Genomic DNA, 21,237 nt, shown 5'->3' with positions numbered 1-21,237 from the left:
TTTACATTTTCAACCTACTAATAGTCAACACTATCTGTAATTCACTTAATTTACAACTTTAATTCAACAATCAGTATAAATTTGACTGACTATTGAATTAAACCCGTATTATTTATTTGAACACCTTTACAACTTAAAACCAACTTAATTAATCTAACACTATATGTAATACTCTTTAAATTTTAAATAGTACTAAGGTTCCTTCAAAACTCTGTTCAATAATACGGGTTTGTCACCAATACTACTTACCTTCTTCGTCTTTCTCTTAATGTTATTTCTCTTGTATTTCCATCGGCATCTGTAATGGTTGCTTTATTATCACAAGATCCATCTCCGAAATCTAACGTATAATCGTTTCCTCCTTTGGTTATTTCAACTACTCCACTTACAATAAATTTACAAGCATACTCTCTTCTTAAAGGAGTTGTAATTGTTGCTTTAAAAACCTCTCCATACTTATTTACTGATTCCCAAAAACCTGTAATTAAGAAAACATCATCACCTCTTGTATCGGTATCAGCACCTTCAATCATTTCTTTTACTTTCTCTCCTTTTTTAGTAATAGTTTCACCTGTTGACAAGTTAATTGTGATATCAACAGCATAAGATCTCTCTGGATTTCCATTTGAATTCTCCTGCATTTTTGACACAGACACTGAGCCCTCAATTCCATTGTCATTTACAGAGAACCCTTCAAAACTTACTACTTTTGAAAACGTTCCGTCAACTCGTGTGTATTCTATAATTATCTTACCTGCAAAAATTCGTCCTCGCCTTCCTTCACATCCATCTCCAAAATCTAAGGTTACAATTTTCCCATTTGTTGTTTCTTCAACAGTTCTTATTAAACAGTCTGGGTGATTACTTGGAGGTGTGTGTCCTCTTCCAGCTACTTCTGTTACTACTGCGTCATCTTCTATTACATCTTCTACATCTGAAGAATAATCATCTGCCAATACTACATTTTGAACTTCCTCTGTTGTTAACGTATCGTTAAGCGTTAATTCCGAATCATTCGACTCACAAGAAGCTAATGCTAATAAACCTAAAAACGAAAGGAAGTACACATTTCTTTTTACAAATCTTACAGTCATAATTTCTATTTTTTTAAAAGTTAATCAGTTCTTTGACCTAAGAGGTTTTAAAAAGTTTTAAAAAAGTTTATTTTTTTTCAAAATATTTTTGGTTATTCATAACTACCTCAGTATTTACGGAAGTTCTTTAACAATTAAAAAAATAAAAAAACTCTCCTTCTGGAGAGCTTCTTATATTATTTTACAATTTTTATGTGTTATGTTATTAATTGTATACTTTCGGTTATCAACTTTATAAATTATTTCGAATCATATATACTTTGGAATACTCACTTTACACTTTATCTCGCTTGATATATGTTTTAGATCACCAGTTTTATAAATTAGATTATAAGTTTTGAATCTTGGGTTAAGATTTATAAACTTTGGGACACTCTATTTATATTTTGTTTTACAAAAAATATACTTTGGATTGTTAGTTTTATGAATTGATTTGAAAGTTTTGAATTTTGAGTTGGGAGATTTTTATTTTGTGGAACTAGTATTTTATTTTGACTTAGCAGTTTTATATTTTGAGATGGTTATTTTGGATAAAGCTATAAAAAATAATTTTTATCACTCCTATTCCTAGGAGCATCTGAATTCTAATAATGATCCTTTAAAAGTTTATTATTTAATGTTTGATTTCTCAAAGGATATAGCCACATAATCTTTCTCCTTGATTTTCATATAAAGATTAAATTACCAACTAAGGAATAAAGAGTTTATCCACCAGGAATTAATCAAGTTAAAGTATTACTTATAACAAGAATCATCTTATTATCAATAAAAAACCAAACCCCAAAGATTATATCCTTGGGGTTTGACTTTTATTTCAAGTAAAGAATTACTACTATTTACTTGTAAATTTAATTTTAGAAACATTACTAAACTCTTGTGAACTTGCTCCGTATACACTTTTTACGTATTTCTTTACATTCTGTGCAATACTATACAATCCAGTATTGTCAGCATATAGTTTCGTGTCTCGTTCGATTAACTTTGTATTGAATACCGCTTCGGTTTGATTTACTGCTTGTGTCGTACTTACTAGGTTAGCATGGTAACTTGACAAATTTTCAAACTTTAATTCTTCTGTATTTGGTATGTAAGAATCAATCGTTGTTAATATTTGCAATAATTTTGAGAAATTATCAGCCAACTGAGTGTATGACTGACGTGAAGTGGAAGCTGTTTTAACATCCTCATCTTCAAATTTTACTTTTTTACTTGATCCTTGGATTAATCGATTAATTGCTTTTGCTTGCTCAAACTGACCGTTTTTTAGATTCAATATATCTAAATGATTAATAATTTTGGTAGTTAAACTTTTTAAGTTTTCAAAAGCTTGTTTTCGATTGTGAATAGCAATTTTGTTCGCACTTCTTTTTTCTTCTATTTCATTTACCAAAGCTAAAGAATCGGTATATAAAGTATTTAAACTTACAACTGTTAAGTTTTCTACTGGCGGATTGTACGCAGTATATACCGATATTTGCTCAATAAGTTTTTGAAGGTTAGCTACATTTTTTGAATGCCCTGTTTCATAGGTTTTACTCATCTTTTTCAATTTTTAATTTAACAATGGTTGAATATAGGTTTTACTTTTTAAAAAATCAAATCATACCCCGCTTATTAACAAACACTTAAGATTTCTAAGTTTTAAATATTGAGTGTTACATTTTCAGTTTTGAATTATGAGGGTTGAATTGATAACGCCATTTCACGTAGAGACTTCTCGATACAAAACTATTCTCCATTTTATTACAAATAATTTTACTCGAAGTGACGAGTTGAGCTGCCAACTGTTATTAATTAATGATCTATTATTGTTATTTAGTTATTATATTTAACATGGACATTCTAAGTATCTAATTTCCGTTAGTAAGACCTTATCCAGTTTTTATTCTTATCCTTTTCAAAAGTCGATAAACTTGTTTTTTTGCAGAATCTTCTTTAATTTTTAAAGCTTTTGATATTTCCCTGTAACTAACTCCTTCACAATACTTTAATAAAAGCAACTGCTTTTGATCATTAGTAAGCATGCTTAATGCTTGGTTCATTTTTTGTTTTTTTTTCTCTCTATCTTCCAATAAAATTTGTTCTTTTTCACAACAGTCAATTAAAAACATTGTTGAAACTACATTATCCAAACAAGACCATTGTCTTTTTTCACTTTCCATTTTCTTGAAAATCAAATTCCTCAAACATTTATTTAAATAAGCTCCAACATTATCAGGTACCTTTTTATTATTCTTTGAATCATATATGTACATAAAGACCTCTTGTACACAATCCTTTACAAGTTCTTCATTTTTACAATACCTAATTCCAAATTTATACATTTTAGAGTGATACTGTTTGTATAAAAAATCAAATGCTTGATACTCTCCATTTATAAACTGTCTCCATAACTTGCCCTCCATACTACTTAATTTAAAATTACTAAACCTTTCAATCGCATTATCAAAATGCTCCCTGAAATTAAATCGAGTAGTACCATTGAAGTACAAATATTACATCATTTACATGATATTTTCATTTTTTTTTATCTATATTACTGAAAAACAACGCTTTAAAATTACATGAAACAAAGTTTACATTTCATATGTTTCATGATAAAGTAATAAAAAACTGTTTTTTTTCAAGATTAAAAAGAGTATAAAAAAAATAAAAGAAACTTATTATTAATACTAAAAAGAATTAAAAAAATACATTATTCAAAACAAAACAATTAATATTTTGGTAATTATTCATTTTTTATATTTTTGCCAAAAACACATGTTATTAAATGAAATTTGTCTCTTTTTTATTAAGTGATCATCATAGTTCTAAGAGAAGGTATAGTATCAAAAAGACAGTGATTATGTCATTTTTAATGGCCTATGTCTTTTTGTTTATTTTTAAGCCCTTTTCTCTGGGACAATACTCATTTATTACGCAAAATATTATTATTACATGCTATTGCTTGATAGCTATACTTTCTTTTTCTATTGCCATTATAATTATACATCCCAGGAAAAGAAAAAAATGGACCTATATCGATGACATATTACAGGTTTCATTGACGCTAAGTATTACGAATGCTTTAGGACATGTTTTTTCAGTGAAACTTTTGAATCCGTTACTCAATGAGGTATTCCATCGTAACGAAACCTTTATTATCCCCACTCACTTCCTCCTTAAAGCTATTGTTTATGTTTGGGTTACTGGTTTGGTATTTTATGCTTTGCTAAACTTTTATTCTCTTACAAAACTACAGTTCAAGAACACTCTCTTAAACAAAAACAATAACCACAATACGAAAAACCTAAATTCTATTACATTTATTGGTAAAAATAAAAATGAACATTTAAGTCTTAGAGCAAAAAACTTACTTTATATAAAGTCATTGGGACATTATATTGAAATTGTCTATAAAAATGAATTCAACGCAAAAATTGATTCAAAAACATTACGACTAAGCATGAATGAAACTGAACAACTTGTTGAGTTATATCCATACATCATTCGGTGTCATAAATCATATTTTGTGAATACTATACATGTAAAAAATATTATTTCAAACGCATCAAAATACCAAGCAGTAGTTAAACACATAGCAATCCTAATTCCTATTTCTAAAGAAAAAATAACACATATTGAAAAAGCTTTATCCAAATAAGTTATGGCTTTATCAATAAAACAAACTAACCAAGCGTAAAATAGTTATCCATACAATTGAGTTAATATGAGGTTACTAAAATTTATATTTAATGAACATCATAGACCTAAGCACGAGTACCCTCCTGTTAAAACAGGAATTAAAGTATTTATGTTATCATATTTATTTTTATTTATTTTCAGTCCTTTTTCTTTAAAAAAACATCCTACGATAATACAACATGCTGTTGTTTTTAGCTATTCCTTTATCTCAGCCATTACTGTTGGTTTTGTAGTGTTTTTTTTAGCGCTACGTGCAAAATTAAAATGGACCTACTTTGACGATATAAAACTTGTGTTTTTCTCTGTATTTATAATTTACATTACTGCTTATCCTTTTACAATTAAACTACTGAACCCGTTACTAAATAGCTATATTACTAATGATACCTTTAAAATTCCTAACAACTTTGCCCTGGATAGTTTTGTTTATTTGATAACCATAGGCTTTATAGTTTATGGAGTTTTAAGCTTTGTAAGCCTTCTTAATTTTACCTTTATCAAGAAAACCACCCAGGAAAAAATTATTAAAACCGCCCAAGCAAATCCTAATAAAATTACATTTATTGGTAAAAATAAACAAGACCGATTAACTATTTTAGCCGTTAATTGTATTTATATACAATCGCAAGGTCATTATGTGAATATACTATATCACGATACCGAAAATTTGATCATAAAAAAAAGTACACTTCGTATGAATATGACTCAGGTACAACTTTGCTTACAAAACACTTCATCGATAGTACGCTGCCATAAGTCGTATTTTATTAACACCCTATATATAAAACGAATTAAATTTGATGGTTCAAAGTATAAAATTTCATTAAAAAATCTAACCACCGTAATTCCTATTTCGAAAGCGAAATTAAATTTAGTAAAAACCAATGTTGTTAATTCTTGATTTTAACCATAATAATATTATATAGCATGAAGTTTTTCCATTATATTTTTAACGAACACCACAGATTAGAACCTAGGTATCAAGTGATAAAAACTGGAGTATTAACCTTCGTTTTTGCTTATATCTTTTTATTTATGTCAAAACCCTTTTCATTAGGAGCACATTCTGCTATTATACAACACTTTATTATTGCTGTTTATTCATTTAATGCTGGGATTATTATATCAATTATCGTTTATATATTAAACACAATCACTAAAGGAAAATGGACATATTTTGACGATATAAAAATGATTTCCATTTTTATTATTGTTAATTTTAGTATTTCTTATTCATTTACTATAAAGCTGGTAAATCCAATTCTTACGGATTATTTTAAAATAGATGAGACCTATCAAATTCCTAATGATTTTGCCATGCAAGCAATTGTTTTTTTGATTCCTACTTCACTACTTATTTATGCTACCATTGCCTTTACGACATTAATCGGGCAAACCTTTGATAAAAAAGCTGGACATGAAATTGTTTTAAAAAAAGCCCAAAAATGCAATGATACTATTGTTTTTATTGGGAAAAATAAAAATGATAACTTAACTGTTTCAGTTGAAAATTGCATTTACATACAATCTCAGGGGCATTATGTTAACATCGTATATAAAGATTCGGAAATTTTGACCATTAAAACAGATACGCTTCGTATGAGCATGGCCCAAGTGGAGCTTTGTATAAAAAACATTTCACCGATAATACGCTGCCATAAATCATATTTTATTAATGTCTCCTATATAAAAAGAATTAAGTTCGACGGTTTAAAATATAAAGTTTTATTACTGGATCCCGATGTTATTATACCCGTATCCAAAGAAAAAGCTGATTTAGTAAAACTAAAAAAAGAAGAACACTCTTCAATTCAATAACATTTAGCTAACCATTTCATAACCATTAAATAACACATAATCAAGTCCTTTTTTTATAATAATTTCCTCTTAATTATATAACCTTTAAATTAAGTAAGAATGAAAAACAGAAAAATATGGCACATTAGCTTGTTAATTATGGTATTGCATATTATATCGTGTGCTCAAAGTGATGAGATTATTGAAATTAATGAAGGGCGTACTACCTATCCACCTAATAAGAATTTGGCAAACTATCCAGTTAAGAACATTTTGGTAAAGCTCTCTGAAAATCAAAACAAATCAAAAGTTAAAAATTTATTACAACCTGATCCGCACTCTATTCCGACAACAACAACCTATAAAAAATTCAAAGTTACTACGAAAAACATTGAATTATTATCAGGTAAACCTATTTCTCACTTTTTCGATTACATGAAAGAACGAACTGGCTATGATTGCTTGTTTTTTTATAATAAATGGGCAAATAGTTCAAAACAGCGCAACAAGTTGGGATAAACGTAAAAATGCTATCAACGCAAATGAACGTTTGCTTGATGATAATAGTGACGTATATGCTAAGTCAACCCTAAAAGGAAAAGCAGTATATTCACATTCATTCTCAGGAAACGCTAGAACATCCGACAGTGGAATTGTTAATTCATGCCACTCAGGTATGTCGATTCAGAAAGTATCTTATACCGAAACAATAGGTATAAGTAAATCCATTACTGTAGGCACCACAAATACTGTAAACAAAGGTATGGAAATTGAATTGGATGGTTCTAAGCTAGCGGAAAAACTATTGCTTGGTATTAAGGTAAAAGGAAAAATCGAGCATTCAATTACCAAATCACAATCTACACAAAGCACTTCCGAACTAACAGAAACAAAGACGAAGGAACAGCAAATAAGAGTAGAAAATGGTCCTACTAATTGGGAGGTACGAAAAACACCAATATATTATGTATATAAACAATGGGGACAATTTGAAACAAGCGGACAAATTATAGCCGTATTGGACAAGGTTGTATTTACGCCTTTTGGAGGTGGAATTTATCGTCCAAATCTAGTAGAAAAAATTAGTATTAAAGATTATTTAAGTCATTACAATAAACGCAGCACTTTTAATAAATTTTTAACTACCACCGCTTACAATGCTAACAACACTTATAAAATGAATTCATGGTCTATTGGTACTTGTTCCAATTATAATACTAAGTGTGATGTCGTTCCTTTTGATAGTACCAAAAAATATATTTTAGGAAATAGAATTCTTTACAAAGGACAATATATTTTTGAAGTAGTACTTGAAAACTCTAGATATAAATGGAAATATAAAGGAACTTGTGACAATTAATTTAATTGTATATCGGAAAATCGATTCCACTTTGAAACTTGTTAAAAGCCCACTCAAATGATCACTTTAAATTCAATAGTAACAATGTTAGGTTAACAGCAAGAAAAGGTTTGGTTCAGTTTTCTTTATATTTTGATGCACCTCAGCATAGTAAATAATTTTCTGAGGTGTTTTTCTATTTTAGAAGCTTTACCATAGTGGCTGTTCCTTAATACCATTTCCGACGTAAAACAACTCATTAAAAATTGTCCTTTTCTATTGATTCTTCAAAATAAAACATCATCTTATCTACTTCTATGCTTGTTTTTTTATCTGTGTAATTTTACATCGGAAATGATATAACACTACTAGCAACCAAGCACAATAAAAAATTAAAAAAAAACAACAAAACAAAATAAAAACCTGCTATTACCAAAAAAAAGAAGCGAATGAATATAAAAAAAACAACAAAAACACTTATTTATTAACAATTTGATAACATTAAAATTGTCTCTTTTTATCGTACCGGTTTCTTATACCTATGAAATCTAAAATATTAGACCAATGAAATTTAAAACATTCACAAAAATTATCTTATTTATAGTAATTCTAAATTTTGCTTCTTGTAATCAAGATGAAGATATTTATGAAGCCTCTAAAGTTGAAGAACAACAGACTGAAGAAAAATTACCAACATATGACGAGGTAATGAAAAACGGGGGGGTTCTTATGAACCCAAAAGAAAGTAACAGAGTAAGTATTCCTTACCACTCTATATACTCATATGATGTTACATATAAACACTATATGACCAAAGAGGACTTGGAAGAACATAGTAAACACTCAATACAACATTTATTCGATTATATAAAAAAAATAAATAATGGTACCGAATGTGCCTATATTACGCTTAACAACAAGGTTATTCACAACCCTAAATCGCAAAAAGGGTATTACTGGGGTCAATATTGGTTAAATGGTAAAGAATATCGACCTTATTATAATGATATATACCATTGGATGCGTTGGAATAAGCAATACTTCTATCTTCCAAAGGGAAGAGTAAAATATAATTATCATAGTAGTACAAGTCATACAGATCCGATACCTATATCTAGTACTTCATATGAGAACTGCACATCTAGTATGGCAATTTCTACCCTCTCATTTACAGAGCAAATAGGAATATCAAAAACTACATCTAGGTCGACTTCTTCCGGAAGTTCAAATGCAACAAAATGGGCAGGAAAAGTCAGTGCTGGAATAGGGATTCCCGAATTCATGAAAAAATTGTTACCGAGCCTAAATATTGAAACATCATTTGAAAAATCAGAAACTGTAAATTTCGAAGAAAGAACAGAAAATTCACAAACAACAAATGCCTATCGTTCTTTCACCGATTCATTTACGTTAAGGTATGAAAATGCCAAAGGGTGGATGTTCGTTTACAGAACCTATGCTAAGCATAAATACAAAACATGGGCTGGAATAGCAGCAACTGGTAACATTACCTATAGTTTATTAGAAAAGAATCCGAACGTTTGGAGTAGCGATTGGTCGGATCAATTTGACTTAAAAGATGGTCAGATTCATTTAAATGATTATTATAGATATTTGGGTACTAGTAATTCGCAATCGAAACTACTTGGCTACGTAGAGTTTCAAGCTCCAACTGGCACAAAACATGTTAATCAACAAGAACGCAAATGCTATAACTAAATGTCTTCTTTCTTCATATTTTCTCCTAACAAGCAAAAGACTACCTTCTGAGGTAGTTTTTTTAATTTTAAATCATTAATACATCTTTATTAAAAACTGTCCACTTTTTTTGTATTCATCACTTACTAATTAAATTTTAATTAATCATAAGATGAAAGTTTTAAAAATAAAACACTATTGTATTTCCTTATTTTTATTGTTAAACTTAACTGCTTGCCAAGAAGCTGAAGTACCCAATAACCCAATACAAGACGAAACTAATTCACTTGAACCTACATTACCTGAATATGAAGAAGCAAGAGCGCTAGGGGCACAAGTAATAAATACACAGAAAAACAAGTATCATCGTGCCATTTTGAACCATTCCATTGTTACTAGAGAAGTTAATTATAAACATTATATAGAAAAAAAAGACCTGGAAAAACATACCCATCATTCAATACATCATTTATTTGATTATATAAAGCAACTTAATAATGGAACGGAATGCGCCTATATTACAGTTAACAACAAGGTTATTCATAATCCTAACTCGATAAAAGGGTATTTTTGGGGCCAGTATTTTTTAAATGGCAAAGAATATCAGCCTGCTTTAAACCATACCCCTTACTACTTACAAAATAGCACATCCTATTTTTATATCGTTGAAAATAATATTCGTTACAACTACAAATCTAGTAAGCAATTAACTAGTAACTTACCGATTGCCAACCGCTATTATTCCAATTGTTCAGGCGATATTGTTAGATTTAGTTTACCTCACCATAGTAAGATTGGTATTTCGGGTATTAATATTACTTCAACAGGCAAAAGACAAACTAATTTCACCAATTGGTTTGGAAAAGTTTCTGTTACCATTGATATTTCCGATTTTTTTCAAAATTTGCTTCCAAGTATTCCGTTTAACCCTTCTTTTCAACAAAAAACTAACCATATTTTTTATAATACAAATACATATTATAGTCCTATTGAAAGCTATGATTATTCAAACGATAATTTTGAACTGAAAGTAAAAAATGCAACGGGACTCATGCTTGTATACGAAATGTACGACTTACACACCTATAATGCTTGGGCTACCATACGCCCCACTGGAAGCATTACTTATAGCTTACTAAAGACCGTATTTGCTCCTTGGGATACCTCCTATACATCTAAGTTTAATCTAATAGATAAGGAGCTTTCTATAGATTCATACTACCAATATTTAAATATTCCTCTTTCTCAACTGAAACATTTAGGGTATTTAACGATTAAATCTCCTATTGGTACGGAGCATATTAATCTTCAAAGAAGCGTTTGCTACTAACTTTAATAAAAAAAGCTTGTTAGGGGGTTCTGAATGTAATTAATAGCGTACTTTTTTATTTAATTATTATGTTAATGTACACTACTTATTATAACAATAACAAAGCAGTGTTTTATTTTTATAATTATACTCAGAGCCTATTACTTATCTTATAACTACCGTAAATTAAAAAAGTTTCATTTCAAATATTAACTTGCTAGTTTTTTATACCTCTTTATTCTCACCAAACAAAAAAACAGATTGCTCAAACTCTAAGACAAACATTTTGTTACTAAATCATATCACAGGATAAAAACCATATTGCTAAATTGAAGAACACTAATACCAAAATTAAATTCGATCATTCTAATTAAACTTAAGAACTCTATCTTCTTGGTATATAAATACTATAATAGTACTGAGATGTAAGGACTGTCGAGAACTCATTTAGACTTTTTCAAGTTGCTAAAAATAATTGTTTTTAACCAAGTTTTTGTCTTTTTCCTTCCATAGCCCTGCCTTTAACAGAGCTAAAAATCTATACTATTTTTGTGTCAAAAAACTTTTTAATAACGAAAATCAATTATTTTCGATACATTTTTCTTCGAAAAACACTAAAACTGCGATTTAATTTTCTTGTATCCAGATCATATTGTTTAGGTAAAACTTAAAAGCAAGAGAAGTTCCCCAACTTCCCTTGCTTTTGTTCACCTTTTTACCCTTCTTTTACCAGCAATTTTTAGTTACCCAAAACTTATCATAAGCATTTTTTTATTCAAACAATCGCACTTTTCTATACTAATTAATTTTCACTTTAAACGGGTGTGCTTAGTTATTTAAGCACACCGTTTTCACCTATATTAGATATTAGATTCCCCCGAACTCCATCATCTATAGGATTTAATTTAAACACTTAACTTTTAATTTTTAATGATTTTTTTAATGATTGTATTATTGTTTTTTATAGTTACCTTTAAAAAATATACTCTGGATGGTAAATTTTTATTTATCGATATACTTGCCTGTTCATTCTTTCTAAAGATTAACTTTTTTTTATTCAGTACAACCCCATTACTACCAAGAACTTCAACCAGTACGGTTTCCTCTGTATTTATTTCTGGTATAATTGTAATTTGACCAGATACGACTGGGTTAGGTGCTACTTTAAAGCTAAACATATCACTTTTTACCATAGAATCCTCGACACCTTCGTCTAATTTTGCACACGGAGTAGTAATTTCTTCATATCCAGAAACCGCATCATCTTCTGAAAAATTATTCTCATTTTGTGATCTGCTTAAAACACTCGTAACTCTTTCAATTTTTACAGATGAAGCTCGATCTCTCCACCCCCACTTATTTAAATCATTAATTCTTCTATCATAACTCTTAGCATAGAACGTTAAGGTTTTACCCGTCCAATCCTTGTTTTCATATAAAATAACCTTATAACCTTTTCCTATATACATTGATATTAAATTATTATCACCTACTTCTCTTTGAAAAGTGTACCCCCATTTCATTGAGTTGTGTAATTTATTTTTATACCTAGTATTAAACACATAAGGTTGCCCCCCATTGTTTGTATGATCTTCCAAATAAGGTCGTTTAAAAAACAATACGCCATTTGGTTTTTTCATAATTTTAACAGAAGAAATTGCGTCATTGAAACTACGCCCATCCCACGAAGGTGTGGTTAAATTGCTATCATCATTTTCGCTAGGAATTACTAAATACGCTCCTGAATAATCTGCTTCGTAATAACAGACTGCCATATAGCCTTTTAATACCTTTATAGAACTTGCACGATCGTTAAAATCAACTACATAGCCACTTGAACTATATAAACGCATAATTTCTCCCTTGTATCCTGCATGTTGATATAAATCAACTATTGAATTACGTTCAAAATTTGTCATATAAATTGACTCACTCAATTCGCGAGTAATATAATCAGTTACCAAAATCCCTATATTTTCCCATCTATTATAATTCGTTATATTTAAATATTGATTGAGTTCAGGATTTATATACTCTGCTGTTGCGAGTATTTCAGGTAATATTTTTCCTGTTATAATATCTTTATAATAAGCACTGCTGAAATTAACAAAGAGTTTTCTTCCATCATCTTCATGCGCCTCTTCGATAAAAGATTTTATAACATCGAATTTATTGTCGAGATAATCCTCTGACCCTAGGTTATGATAGTCCTGCACTTCAATTGGAGGGAAATTACTCGCTGTTGCTGCTGTGGTATTATATTTCACATTTATCTTAACCCCAAAACTCCCATTCGTTCTGTTCACGACAATTATTTTACCTCTAACATTTTTCAACGCTGGCCATGAATAAAATCTTTTATTTCCATTATAAAACAAGCTACTAAATTCACTATCCTCCATCACATATTTCAGCTGATTTTCCGCGTTACTTTCATTCCCATCATCAATTTTTATTGATAAAAAAACAAACTCAGAAGGATTTTCCTTTAAAAAAGATTTCATCGCGCTCATGACATCCTTTCTAAATCTAGTTTTAAAATCAATAACCCCATGCACTATCTGAGGATCACCAAATTTTGTGAAATTTATGGGATCCGCTTGCACTCTTATATCAAAAAAACGAACACCAACATTTAACTGCTCTTTAAAGCTAAGTGTTTGATTTGCATAATTTCTAGCTAAGCCAGCATAACCAAAAACATCTACTGCCCTTGAACCGCTATCATGTGTTCCAGGAATAGTAATTTCTGTAATTTTCTTATTGCCATCAACTTTCGACATCCAATTATTCCCACTTTGTGCCGCTATTTGGTATACTGTTGATATTAAAATTAACAAACAACTATACGCATACTTATATTTTTTTTTCATTTTACTTGATTAACAATGAATGTATATTATCATAAAACTACACAAAACCTATGCTGCCTTTCTATTCTAACGAAAACTTTCAATTAAAAAACATTAACCTACTAACATTCTATTTACTAAGCTATCTGCTGCCACCCTCCATCTATTAATTTAAGTTTGTAGTACGTCTGCCACCACCAAAGTCCGAAAACATTATCACCCAAATACTCCACATATATCCCATTAACGTAGTACCAGTTTCCTACTACATAAGAATTGTTGAATGTATTGGAAGTGTTAATAGGATACATTTTATTTATTCCTTCAATATCTTTTTCAGATAGCCCTTTTCCTTGTTTACGAAAAGTATGAAGCTCTCCATTTTCCTTTTTAAGTATTGTTGGTAGTTTTTCACCATTCTCATCCTTCTTTGAAAAAGCATAAGAAGAATACATCATAACAGAGCCAAAATCCACTCCTTCTGTATAATCTTCACCTTCACGACCTCTTTCCACATAGGTTTCAAAATTATGTTTAAAACCTTCTCTTATATTCTCTTCCATAATTACAATATCATCATCTCTATCTGCTTTTGCATGCTCATGAAACAATCCTATGGCATGACCTATTTCATGTATTACATTTCCTGTAGTGCAACCTGACGCTAACCAAATTTTTTGCATTCCACCTCTCATACCAAGAAGAGAACTACACCCCTTTCCTATTGTAAAATAAATGTAATTATCTGTAGAAGTTTGTTTTTCTTTAAATACAAGGTTTGTTTTTTCTTCCCAATGAGCAATAGCGTCTGTAACTCTATAACTTTTTGGCAAGTTTTCATCTATTTTATAATACACAGTATTATCAGGCCATCGGTTTGTTTTTAATCCGGCAGATTTCACTCGGTTACTTGTACGTGGTTGGTTCTGAAGGAAATCTTCCATAGAATCATAAACAGATTCTTTTGGTAAGATGATATCTCCTCCTAACACATATTCTCCATCAATTACTTCATAGGCAACTCGCCTACCTTCATAGAACCCTCTTTTTAATTGACCTGATTGATTTGGAAAAGCCAATTCCACGTTGTCAGAATTTAATTTCACCTCAGTAACATTATTACTTTCGAACGTATCATCTTCGTTACATGCCATCATTGTTAGCAGTAAACCCGCTAAAAAAACTATTCTTTTCATTCTTAAGTGATTTTAGATTAAAACTTTATATTATAAAATCTATTACATACCTATAAGCGCAAAAAAGAAAAAAAGTGGACATCATTTCCCTTCAACCAATTATAGCCTTTTTGAGCTTCCATCTGCAAAAGACTTATACAGCTTATAAAAACAACTAATATGTTTTTCATTTTTCAACTTAACATTATCACATAGATTAAAGAAAGCGTGAATACAGAACCCATGCAAGTAATTACACGCTTCCTAAAAATCTAATTGGGTTATAAATAACTAATCGAACATTTCCAACTTATATTTAAAAGAAGTGTGTATAATAATACACAACGTGCAAAACCACACACACTATCAATCAACTAGGGAAAAGAGGGGGACTTATACAAATTAAATAACTTTACACACTAACGGCTTCAACCTTCGATTGAGACTTATTTCCACGCAAAACACAAACCTCTCTATCAACATAACAACTCTCATCATTATTAATAATTGAAATCATAAATACTCTAGCACCTTTCTCCTTAAAACATAATATTTGCTTATTTAAAACCTTACCCACATCAAAACTTTCGCCACTAAACAGCACCCTTATCACAAAAATTAAAACTATTACTTTCTTCATTTTAAAAAAGGTATTATACTTTAAACTCATCTTCATATATATAAGCGCTTAAAACAGAAAAAGTGGACGTTTTTTAAAAAAAAATTAATCTAACCTTGTTATTCTTACCGATGAGACGGCATTATTCCAATCAGGCGGCAACTTTAATATTGCTTTTCCACGATCTTTAGAACTACTGTAAGTTAATACCTCTCCACTTCCTTTATCGTTTTTAAATAATTCTATTTTATAGCCTGGCCCTATGTACATAGAACTTAGCTTGTTTTGACCTACAGCTTGAACAAAAGACATTTTATAAAAGCAAGATCTTTGCTCAACACCATCAATTACACCAAAAACTTTGGGTTTAAACTTATTAGCGTAATCATTTACTAAATTTTTATTATTACAAAAAAGCACTCCTTCAGGCTCCTCCATTAACTGAATAGAACTCACCTTATTGTTTAGTATACCTAAGGTATTTTTTACCGTACTCGGTTTAATTAAACAAACTCCTTTATAATTTAAAGAATCGTAACAAATAGCAACAGTACCCTTTGCTACAATAATTTTACTCACCTTATTATTTAAATCTAGACTTTGTAAGTTATCTATACTCTTTTTTAACGTCACTGCCTTTTCCCAGTAAGAGTCGTTAAATAAATTTACAGCTAGCTTTTTTTCACCATCATATTTTTCTTTACCACCCTTTTCACGGAAATAATTAAAATTTGGCTTCACTACATAACTTAAACTCACAGCTCTTCCAATTTTTTCTGTATTCATTTTATGACGACTACAAGCACATATTCCAACGACAACTACATATATTAAAAACACATTTCTCATTTTTCCATAAGGTTTACCTACCAAAAATTACTATACTTACCTTTTACACTAGCATAAGCACTTAAATAAAAAAAGGTGGACAACCTCACTTAACCAAAAACCTATTTTACTTATACTCACAAGAAAAACTAACCATTTTATACTAGATTTTTTAAATAAGAAAAGTGTGTAGTAGGCTACAACCCAACATACACACTTTTGCGTTAAAAGAAACTTTTGCTCTCAAAGTATTTTTATAACTTTAAGCATAATACCATTTGCCATCTTTTAATACAAGATAAACCCAACCTCTCGTTTTACTCCAGTAAAGCCATTTACCAGCCCAGTATTTTACCTTCAATCCATTAATGGTATAATACTGCCCAGTCACATAAGTCACGGTATTTGATTGTTCTCCAGGATACATTTTATTTATTCCTTCAATATCTTTTTCAGATAGCCCATTTCGTTGTGTCTTAAAAGAATAATATTTACCATCTTTCTTTTTTACGATAGTAGGCCTACCATTCTTAGAAAAAGCATAAGAAGAATACATCATAATAGAACCAAAATCTACTCCTTCTGTATAATCTTCACCTTCATAACCTCTTTCATCATAGGTTTCAAAATTATGTTCATAGCCTTCTTTTATATTGTTTTTCCAAATTGCAATATCATCATCTCTATCAACTTTTGACTGTTCGTGCAACAAACCGACTGCGTGACCTATTTCATGTATCACATTCCCTGTAGTACAACTTGACCCTAACTTAATTGTTTGCATACCTCCTCTCATACCAAGAGCAGAACTACAACCCGATCCTTTTGTAAAATAAATGTAATTCTTTGTAGACGTTTGTTTTTCTTTAAATACAAGGTTTGTTTTTTCTTTCCAATGATCAATAGCCTCTGTAACTCTAGAACTTTCTGGCAAGTCTTCATCTATTTTATAATACACTGTGTTTTCAGGCCATCGGTTCGTTGTTAGACCTACAGACTTCATATTTGTTTTTCGATTGATTTGACTTTTAAAAAAGTCATCCTCTGAATCGTATACTAATTCTTTAGGCAAGATCACATCTCCACCCAAAACATACTCTCCATCAATTATCTCATAGGTTATTTCCATACCTTCAAAGAACCCTTTTTTTAATGGGCCTAATCGGTTTGGAAAGGCTAATTCCGTATGCGTAGAATTTAAGGCTTCCTCTTCAACTTTGTTTTCTTCAAATGTATCATCTTCGTTACATGACATCATTATTGCTAATAAGCCTGCTAAAAAAAATACTTTTTTCATACTTAAGGATTTAAAATTAATTATAATATTCTGCTATATATTTATAAGTACAAAAAAGAAAAAAGTAGACAACTGAGAAAACAAAAGGTTTTGTCAAATGACAAAACCTTTTGTTTTCTATATAAAATAAGATATTTTATTGACGTTTATTTCCTATAAAAATTCATATCATCAACATACTTCCAAACAGCATCTGAAAGAAGCGGTCTAATTGATTTTCCTTCTTTGATACCGTTTCTAATCATGGTAGAAGATATTTGTACTATCGGAGCCTCAACCCTATGAATTTTTTTGTGATTGTCAAACTGCGTTTCAACAATACCTTCCGAGATTCTCGGGTATACATACACCTGATAATCATCCAAAATAGCTTCATAGTTTTTCCACTTATGAAAACTCTTCAAATTATCTTCACCCATTATCAAGCTAAACTTCTTATCCGGGTATTTTTCAGAAAGTTGTGTTAACGTATTTATGGTATAATTAGGTTGTGGAAGCTTAAATTCAAAATCCGATGGTTTAATTTTATCGTATTCTTGAGTTGCTAAATACACCATTTCCAAACGATGATGATTGTCAAGCAAGGAACTCTTCTTCTTAAAAGGATTATGAGGAGTAACCATCATCCAGATTTCATCCAGATCAGAATTTTCAACCATATGATTTGCTATGATCAAATGCCCAACATGAATGGGATTAAAGGTTCCAAAATACAACCCAATTTTTTTATCCATTTTTAGCTTAATTCTCTTCGTTTTTAACTGGCTTCAATCCTAAAAACTCATCCACTAAATCTTCAGCATCTTGAAGAGCCACTTGTAAATCGTAGTTTTTGATAATTTTATCAAATTGAGGAGCAGTAGCCAACTCAACAGAAGCCTTCGCTACTCTGGCCGCAATTTTCTCATCACTTTCTTCACCTCGTTCTTTCAGTCTTCTAATAAGTTCATTAATATCTGGCGGTTTCACAAACACAGCTAAAGTTTGTTCAGGAAACTTATCTCTAATTCTCAATCCTCCAACCACATCAATATCAAAAATAACATGCTTTCCTTGTGCCCAAATTCGTTCTACCTCTGTTTTGAGAGTTCCATAAAAGTTATCTTTATAAACCTCTTCCCACTCTAAAAACTTATCTTCCTTAATTTTATTCTTGAAGTCTTTCTTGGTGATAAAATAATAATCTTCACCATCTTTTTCATTGCTTCTCGGTTCTCTTGAAGTTGCTGAAATTGAAAATTCAAGATTAAAACGTTCTTGAGCCAATAGATGACGAACAATTGTAGTTTTCCCCGAACCAGAAGGGGCTGAAAACACAAATAATTTACCCTGAAAATCTTTCGCCATTCTTTATAATATATTTAAAATTTGTTCTTTTATTTTTTCTAATTCGTCTTTCATTTGAATCACAACTTTCTGAACCGGTGCATAGTTCGCTTTTGATCCTGTTGTGTTGATTTCCCTTCCTATTTCCTGAACGATAAACCCTAATTTTTTACCGTTAGAATCTGGGGTTGCCAATTGCTCCAAGAAATAATCTAAGTGATTTGCTAAACGAACTTTTTCTTCGTTAATATCCAACTTCTCTAAATAATAAATAAGTTCTTGTTCAAATCTATTTTCATCAACCTCTGCTTCAAGTTCTGTTAAGGCTTTTTTCAACCGAGTTTTAACATGTTCAATTCTTTCTGTATCCAACTTTTCTACATCAACTAAACCTTGCTTAATGTTTGCTATTCTCTGTTTAAAATCTTCTTCTAAAGACTTTGCCTCATCAATTCTATATTGAACGATTTCCTTTACAGCACTATCTATTCCTTCTTCAATTTGCTTCCATTCATCTTCATCTAATTCTTCTCTTTCTGTTTTTAGGGCATCTGGCATTTTAATTGCCATATGAAGAAGCTCAACATCGTCACTAGTTCCAGACTGAACAATATTTCTTAACTGATCCATATACTCTTTCACTACACCTTTATTTACGGTAGTTGAAGTTTCATCAGCGGTAATTTCAACAAAAATTGAAAAATCTATTTTTCCTCTTACTAAACTACTTGCTAGCCTTTTTCTTACTTGAAGTTCTTTTTCTTTGTAATAAGAAGGCATTCGGGCATTTAAATCTAGTGTTTTACTATTCAGTGATTTTATTTCAATTGTCACTTTTTTGGTAGGTAATTGTAAAATAGATTTACCGTACCCAGTCATTGAATGGATCATAATTTCAATTTTATTGGGTGCAAAGATACATTTATTTATTGGTTGTTACCTTAGCTCTCTTGCTAACTAAGTATACACCAGTGAATATGAGTGCTGTTGCCAAAATTTTTATAGTATTTACGGTATCACTCCCAACAAGCAAGGCATAAATAGATGCTATAACTGGCTGTAAATAAATAAACACGCTTACTGTAGTTGGTTTTAGTTTTGATAATGCAAACAAGTTAAACAAGTAGGTTATACAAGTGGCAAAAACTACTACAAAACCAGCTTTCATGTATATGTTAGGTGGCATACTTTGCCATGCAACCTCAGATAGCTCAGCCCAACCAAATGGTAAAACCATTAGAAACCCGAAGAGGTACAACCACTTTACAAAAACAATTGGATTGTATTTTTGAATAATATCTCTCACAATTACCAAGTACAAACCATAGGAAGCCGCATTTACGAAGACAAGGAAATTACCTATCATCATATTTTTTGCATCACCTCCACCTGCATTTCCGTAAAGAATCAATATTACTGCTCCTACTAGACCAATTACTACTCCAGCAATTTTTCTTAGGAATAGCTTTTCCTTTAAAATTATACTAGCAAAAATCATCACCAAAATTGGGGTTGTTACCATCATTACTGATGCACTTATTGGTGTTGTATAACTAAGGCCTTTAAAGAAGGTTAACATATTTAATGCTATCCCAAAGAAAGAAGCCATAATAATTCGTTTAAAATCTTTTTTCTCTATTGACTCTTTCTTAAGAAAAAGACCAATTGCCCAAAAAACAGTAACGGCTCCTCCAACTCTTAACACAATAAAACCATAAGGTTTTATATAAACAGGCATTACTTCTTTTGCTACTGTGAAAGTAATTCCATAAATAATGGTTGCAATTGATGTTGCAATTAACGCTAATATTCTTGAATTCATTATCCCATTTAATTGAAGTTGCAAAGATGAGGAAATATTAATCTACCTTACTTCTAAATCATGATAAAAAAAACGGTTTTCATTTATTCAATTCAAACTCAAGTTTAATCGTTTTAAAATTTAGTTAAAAATTAGTTAAATAAAGAAAAGTTAAAACATGTTAAAACCTGTAAAGCAACCCCTTAACTCTGCCTTAAAGAATTCTTAAACTGTATTATATCTTTTTATATTTTAAAGATTTGTAACTTTGTTTCGTAATCTATTTTTGAGCTATTTGAGCATCAAAAATGGATTGTAATATAGAAAACAAACAACCAACCAATTTTAAAAGTTTTTTGAAAAAATGAATAACCTAAAAGAAAGTAGTTTCACTTTCTTTTACTTGTTTTTTTTGAAT

Annotated in this window: 19 protein-coding genes; 7 read left to right on the top strand and 12 right to left on the bottom strand. The window is 30.2% G+C overall.

Annotated elements, in window-relative coordinates; translation table 11 throughout:
* Positions 1-245 precede the first annotated feature (245 nt).
* The 3 genes from ACKTTV_RS01640 to ACKTTV_RS01630 all read right to left on the bottom strand — a co-directional run bounded on the left by ACKTTV_RS01640 (position 246) and on the right by ACKTTV_RS01630 (position 3,499).
* Positions 246-1,094 (bottom strand): hypothetical protein, encoded by an 849-nt coding sequence (locus tag ACKTTV_RS01640; RefSeq protein WP_408029059.1) that lies wholly within the window; start codon positions 1,092-1,094, stop codon positions 246-248.
* Positions 1,095-1,926: 832 nt separating this feature from the next.
* Positions 1,927-2,634: a hypothetical protein gene (locus ACKTTV_RS01635; RefSeq protein ID WP_408029058.1), complete on the bottom strand. Its 708-nt coding sequence runs from the start codon at positions 2,632-2,634 to the stop codon at positions 1,927-1,929.
* A gap of 331 nt (positions 2,635-2,965) precedes the next feature.
* On the bottom strand, positions 2,966-3,499 hold the full coding sequence (locus ACKTTV_RS01630) for an RNA polymerase sigma factor (protein ID WP_408029057.1): 534 nt from the start codon (positions 3,497-3,499) through the stop codon (positions 2,966-2,968).
* 542 nt (positions 3,500-4,041) lie between these two features.
* Between ACKTTV_RS01630 and ACKTTV_RS01625 the strand changes: the two genes are divergently transcribed.
* From ACKTTV_RS01625 to ACKTTV_RS01595, 7 genes are all read left to right on the top strand, one after another.
* Positions 4,042-4,737 carry a LytTR family transcriptional regulator DNA-binding domain-containing protein gene (locus ACKTTV_RS01625; RefSeq protein WP_408029056.1) on the top strand — a complete coding sequence of 232 codons (696 nt, stop codon included), beginning with the start codon at positions 4,042-4,044 and terminating at the stop codon, positions 4,735-4,737.
* Positions 4,738-4,803: 66 nt separating this feature from the next.
* Positions 4,804-5,679, top strand: a complete 876-nt coding sequence (locus ACKTTV_RS01620) for a LytTR family DNA-binding domain-containing protein (protein WP_408029055.1) — start codon at positions 4,804-4,806, stop codon at positions 5,677-5,679.
* A 134-nt stretch (positions 5,680-5,813) separates the two neighbouring features.
* Entirely contained in the window at positions 5,814-6,596 is a 783-nt protein-coding gene (locus ACKTTV_RS01615) for a LytTR family DNA-binding domain-containing protein (protein WP_408029054.1), read from the top strand.
* Between the two features lie 99 nt (positions 6,597-6,695).
* Positions 6,696-7,094: a hypothetical protein gene (locus ACKTTV_RS01610; protein ID WP_408029053.1), complete on the top strand. Its 399-nt coding sequence runs from the start codon at positions 6,696-6,698 to the stop codon at positions 7,092-7,094.
* Positions 7,030-7,935, top strand: coding sequence for a hypothetical protein (locus ACKTTV_RS01605; protein ID WP_408029052.1), 906 nt, complete (start codon positions 7,030-7,032; stop codon positions 7,933-7,935). The genes ACKTTV_RS01610 and ACKTTV_RS01605 overlap by 65 nt, the downstream gene beginning before the upstream one ends.
* A gap of 543 nt (positions 7,936-8,478) precedes the next feature.
* On the top strand, positions 8,479-9,633 hold the full coding sequence (locus ACKTTV_RS01600) for a hypothetical protein (RefSeq protein ID WP_408029051.1): 1,155 nt from the start codon (positions 8,479-8,481) through the stop codon (positions 9,631-9,633).
* Positions 9,634-9,784: 151 nt separating this feature from the next.
* Positions 9,785-10,942, top strand: a complete 1,158-nt coding sequence (locus ACKTTV_RS01595) for a hypothetical protein (RefSeq protein WP_408029050.1) — start codon at positions 9,785-9,787, stop codon at positions 10,940-10,942.
* Between the two features lie 899 nt (positions 10,943-11,841).
* Here the strand turns inward: ACKTTV_RS01595 and ACKTTV_RS01590 are convergent.
* The 9 genes from ACKTTV_RS01590 to ACKTTV_RS01550 all read right to left on the bottom strand — a co-directional run bounded on the left by ACKTTV_RS01590 (position 11,842) and on the right by ACKTTV_RS01550 (position 20,840).
* Complete coding sequence (locus ACKTTV_RS01590) at positions 11,842-13,794, bottom strand: phosphatidylinositol-specific phospholipase C domain-containing protein (protein WP_408029049.1); 1,953 nt, start codon at positions 13,792-13,794, stop codon at positions 11,842-11,844.
* Positions 13,795-13,910: 116 nt separating this feature from the next.
* A complete protein-coding gene (locus tag ACKTTV_RS01585; protein WP_408029048.1) occupies positions 13,911-14,969 on the bottom strand; it encodes a M12 family metallopeptidase in 1,059 nt (352 codons plus the stop codon).
* A 391-nt stretch (positions 14,970-15,360) separates the two neighbouring features.
* Positions 15,361-15,588, bottom strand: coding sequence for a hypothetical protein (locus tag ACKTTV_RS01580; protein WP_408029047.1), 228 nt, complete (start codon positions 15,586-15,588; stop codon positions 15,361-15,363).
* An 84-nt stretch (positions 15,589-15,672) separates the two neighbouring features.
* On the bottom strand, positions 15,673-16,416 hold the full coding sequence (locus ACKTTV_RS01575; protein WP_408029046.1) for a hypothetical protein: 744 nt from the start codon (positions 16,414-16,416) through the stop codon (positions 15,673-15,675).
* A gap of 241 nt (positions 16,417-16,657) precedes the next feature.
* Positions 16,658-17,692 (bottom strand): M12 family metallopeptidase, encoded by a 1,035-nt coding sequence (locus ACKTTV_RS01570; protein ID WP_408029045.1) that lies wholly within the window; start codon positions 17,690-17,692, stop codon positions 16,658-16,660.
* Between the two features lie 146 nt (positions 17,693-17,838).
* The gene (gene nadD / locus ACKTTV_RS01565) at positions 17,839-18,426 is read right to left on the bottom strand and encodes a nicotinate (nicotinamide) nucleotide adenylyltransferase (protein ID WP_408029044.1); all 588 of its coding nucleotides are present in this window, start codon (positions 18,424-18,426) and stop codon (positions 17,839-17,841) included.
* 7 nt (positions 18,427-18,433) lie between these two features.
* Positions 18,434-19,039: a guanylate kinase gene (gene gmk / locus ACKTTV_RS01560; RefSeq protein ID WP_408029043.1), complete on the bottom strand. Its 606-nt coding sequence runs from the start codon at positions 19,037-19,039 to the stop codon at positions 18,434-18,436.
* 3 nt (positions 19,040-19,042) lie between these two features.
* A complete protein-coding gene (locus ACKTTV_RS01555; RefSeq protein ID WP_408029042.1) occupies positions 19,043-19,909 on the bottom strand; it encodes a YicC/YloC family endoribonuclease in 867 nt (288 codons plus the stop codon).
* Between the two features lie 31 nt (positions 19,910-19,940).
* Positions 19,941-20,840 carry a DMT family transporter gene (locus ACKTTV_RS01550; protein WP_408029041.1) on the bottom strand — a complete coding sequence of 300 codons (900 nt, stop codon included), beginning with the start codon at positions 20,838-20,840 and terminating at the stop codon, positions 19,941-19,943.
* Positions 20,841-21,237: the final 397 nt, after the last annotated feature.

The organism is Tenacibaculum xiamenense (assembly GCF_964513065.1).
Lineage (GTDB): Bacteria > Bacteroidota > Bacteroidia > Flavobacteriales > Flavobacteriaceae > Polaribacter > Polaribacter xiamenense.
The sequence above is the reverse complement of the archived record's forward strand: the minus strand, read 5'-3'. Positions and strand labels throughout refer to the sequence as shown.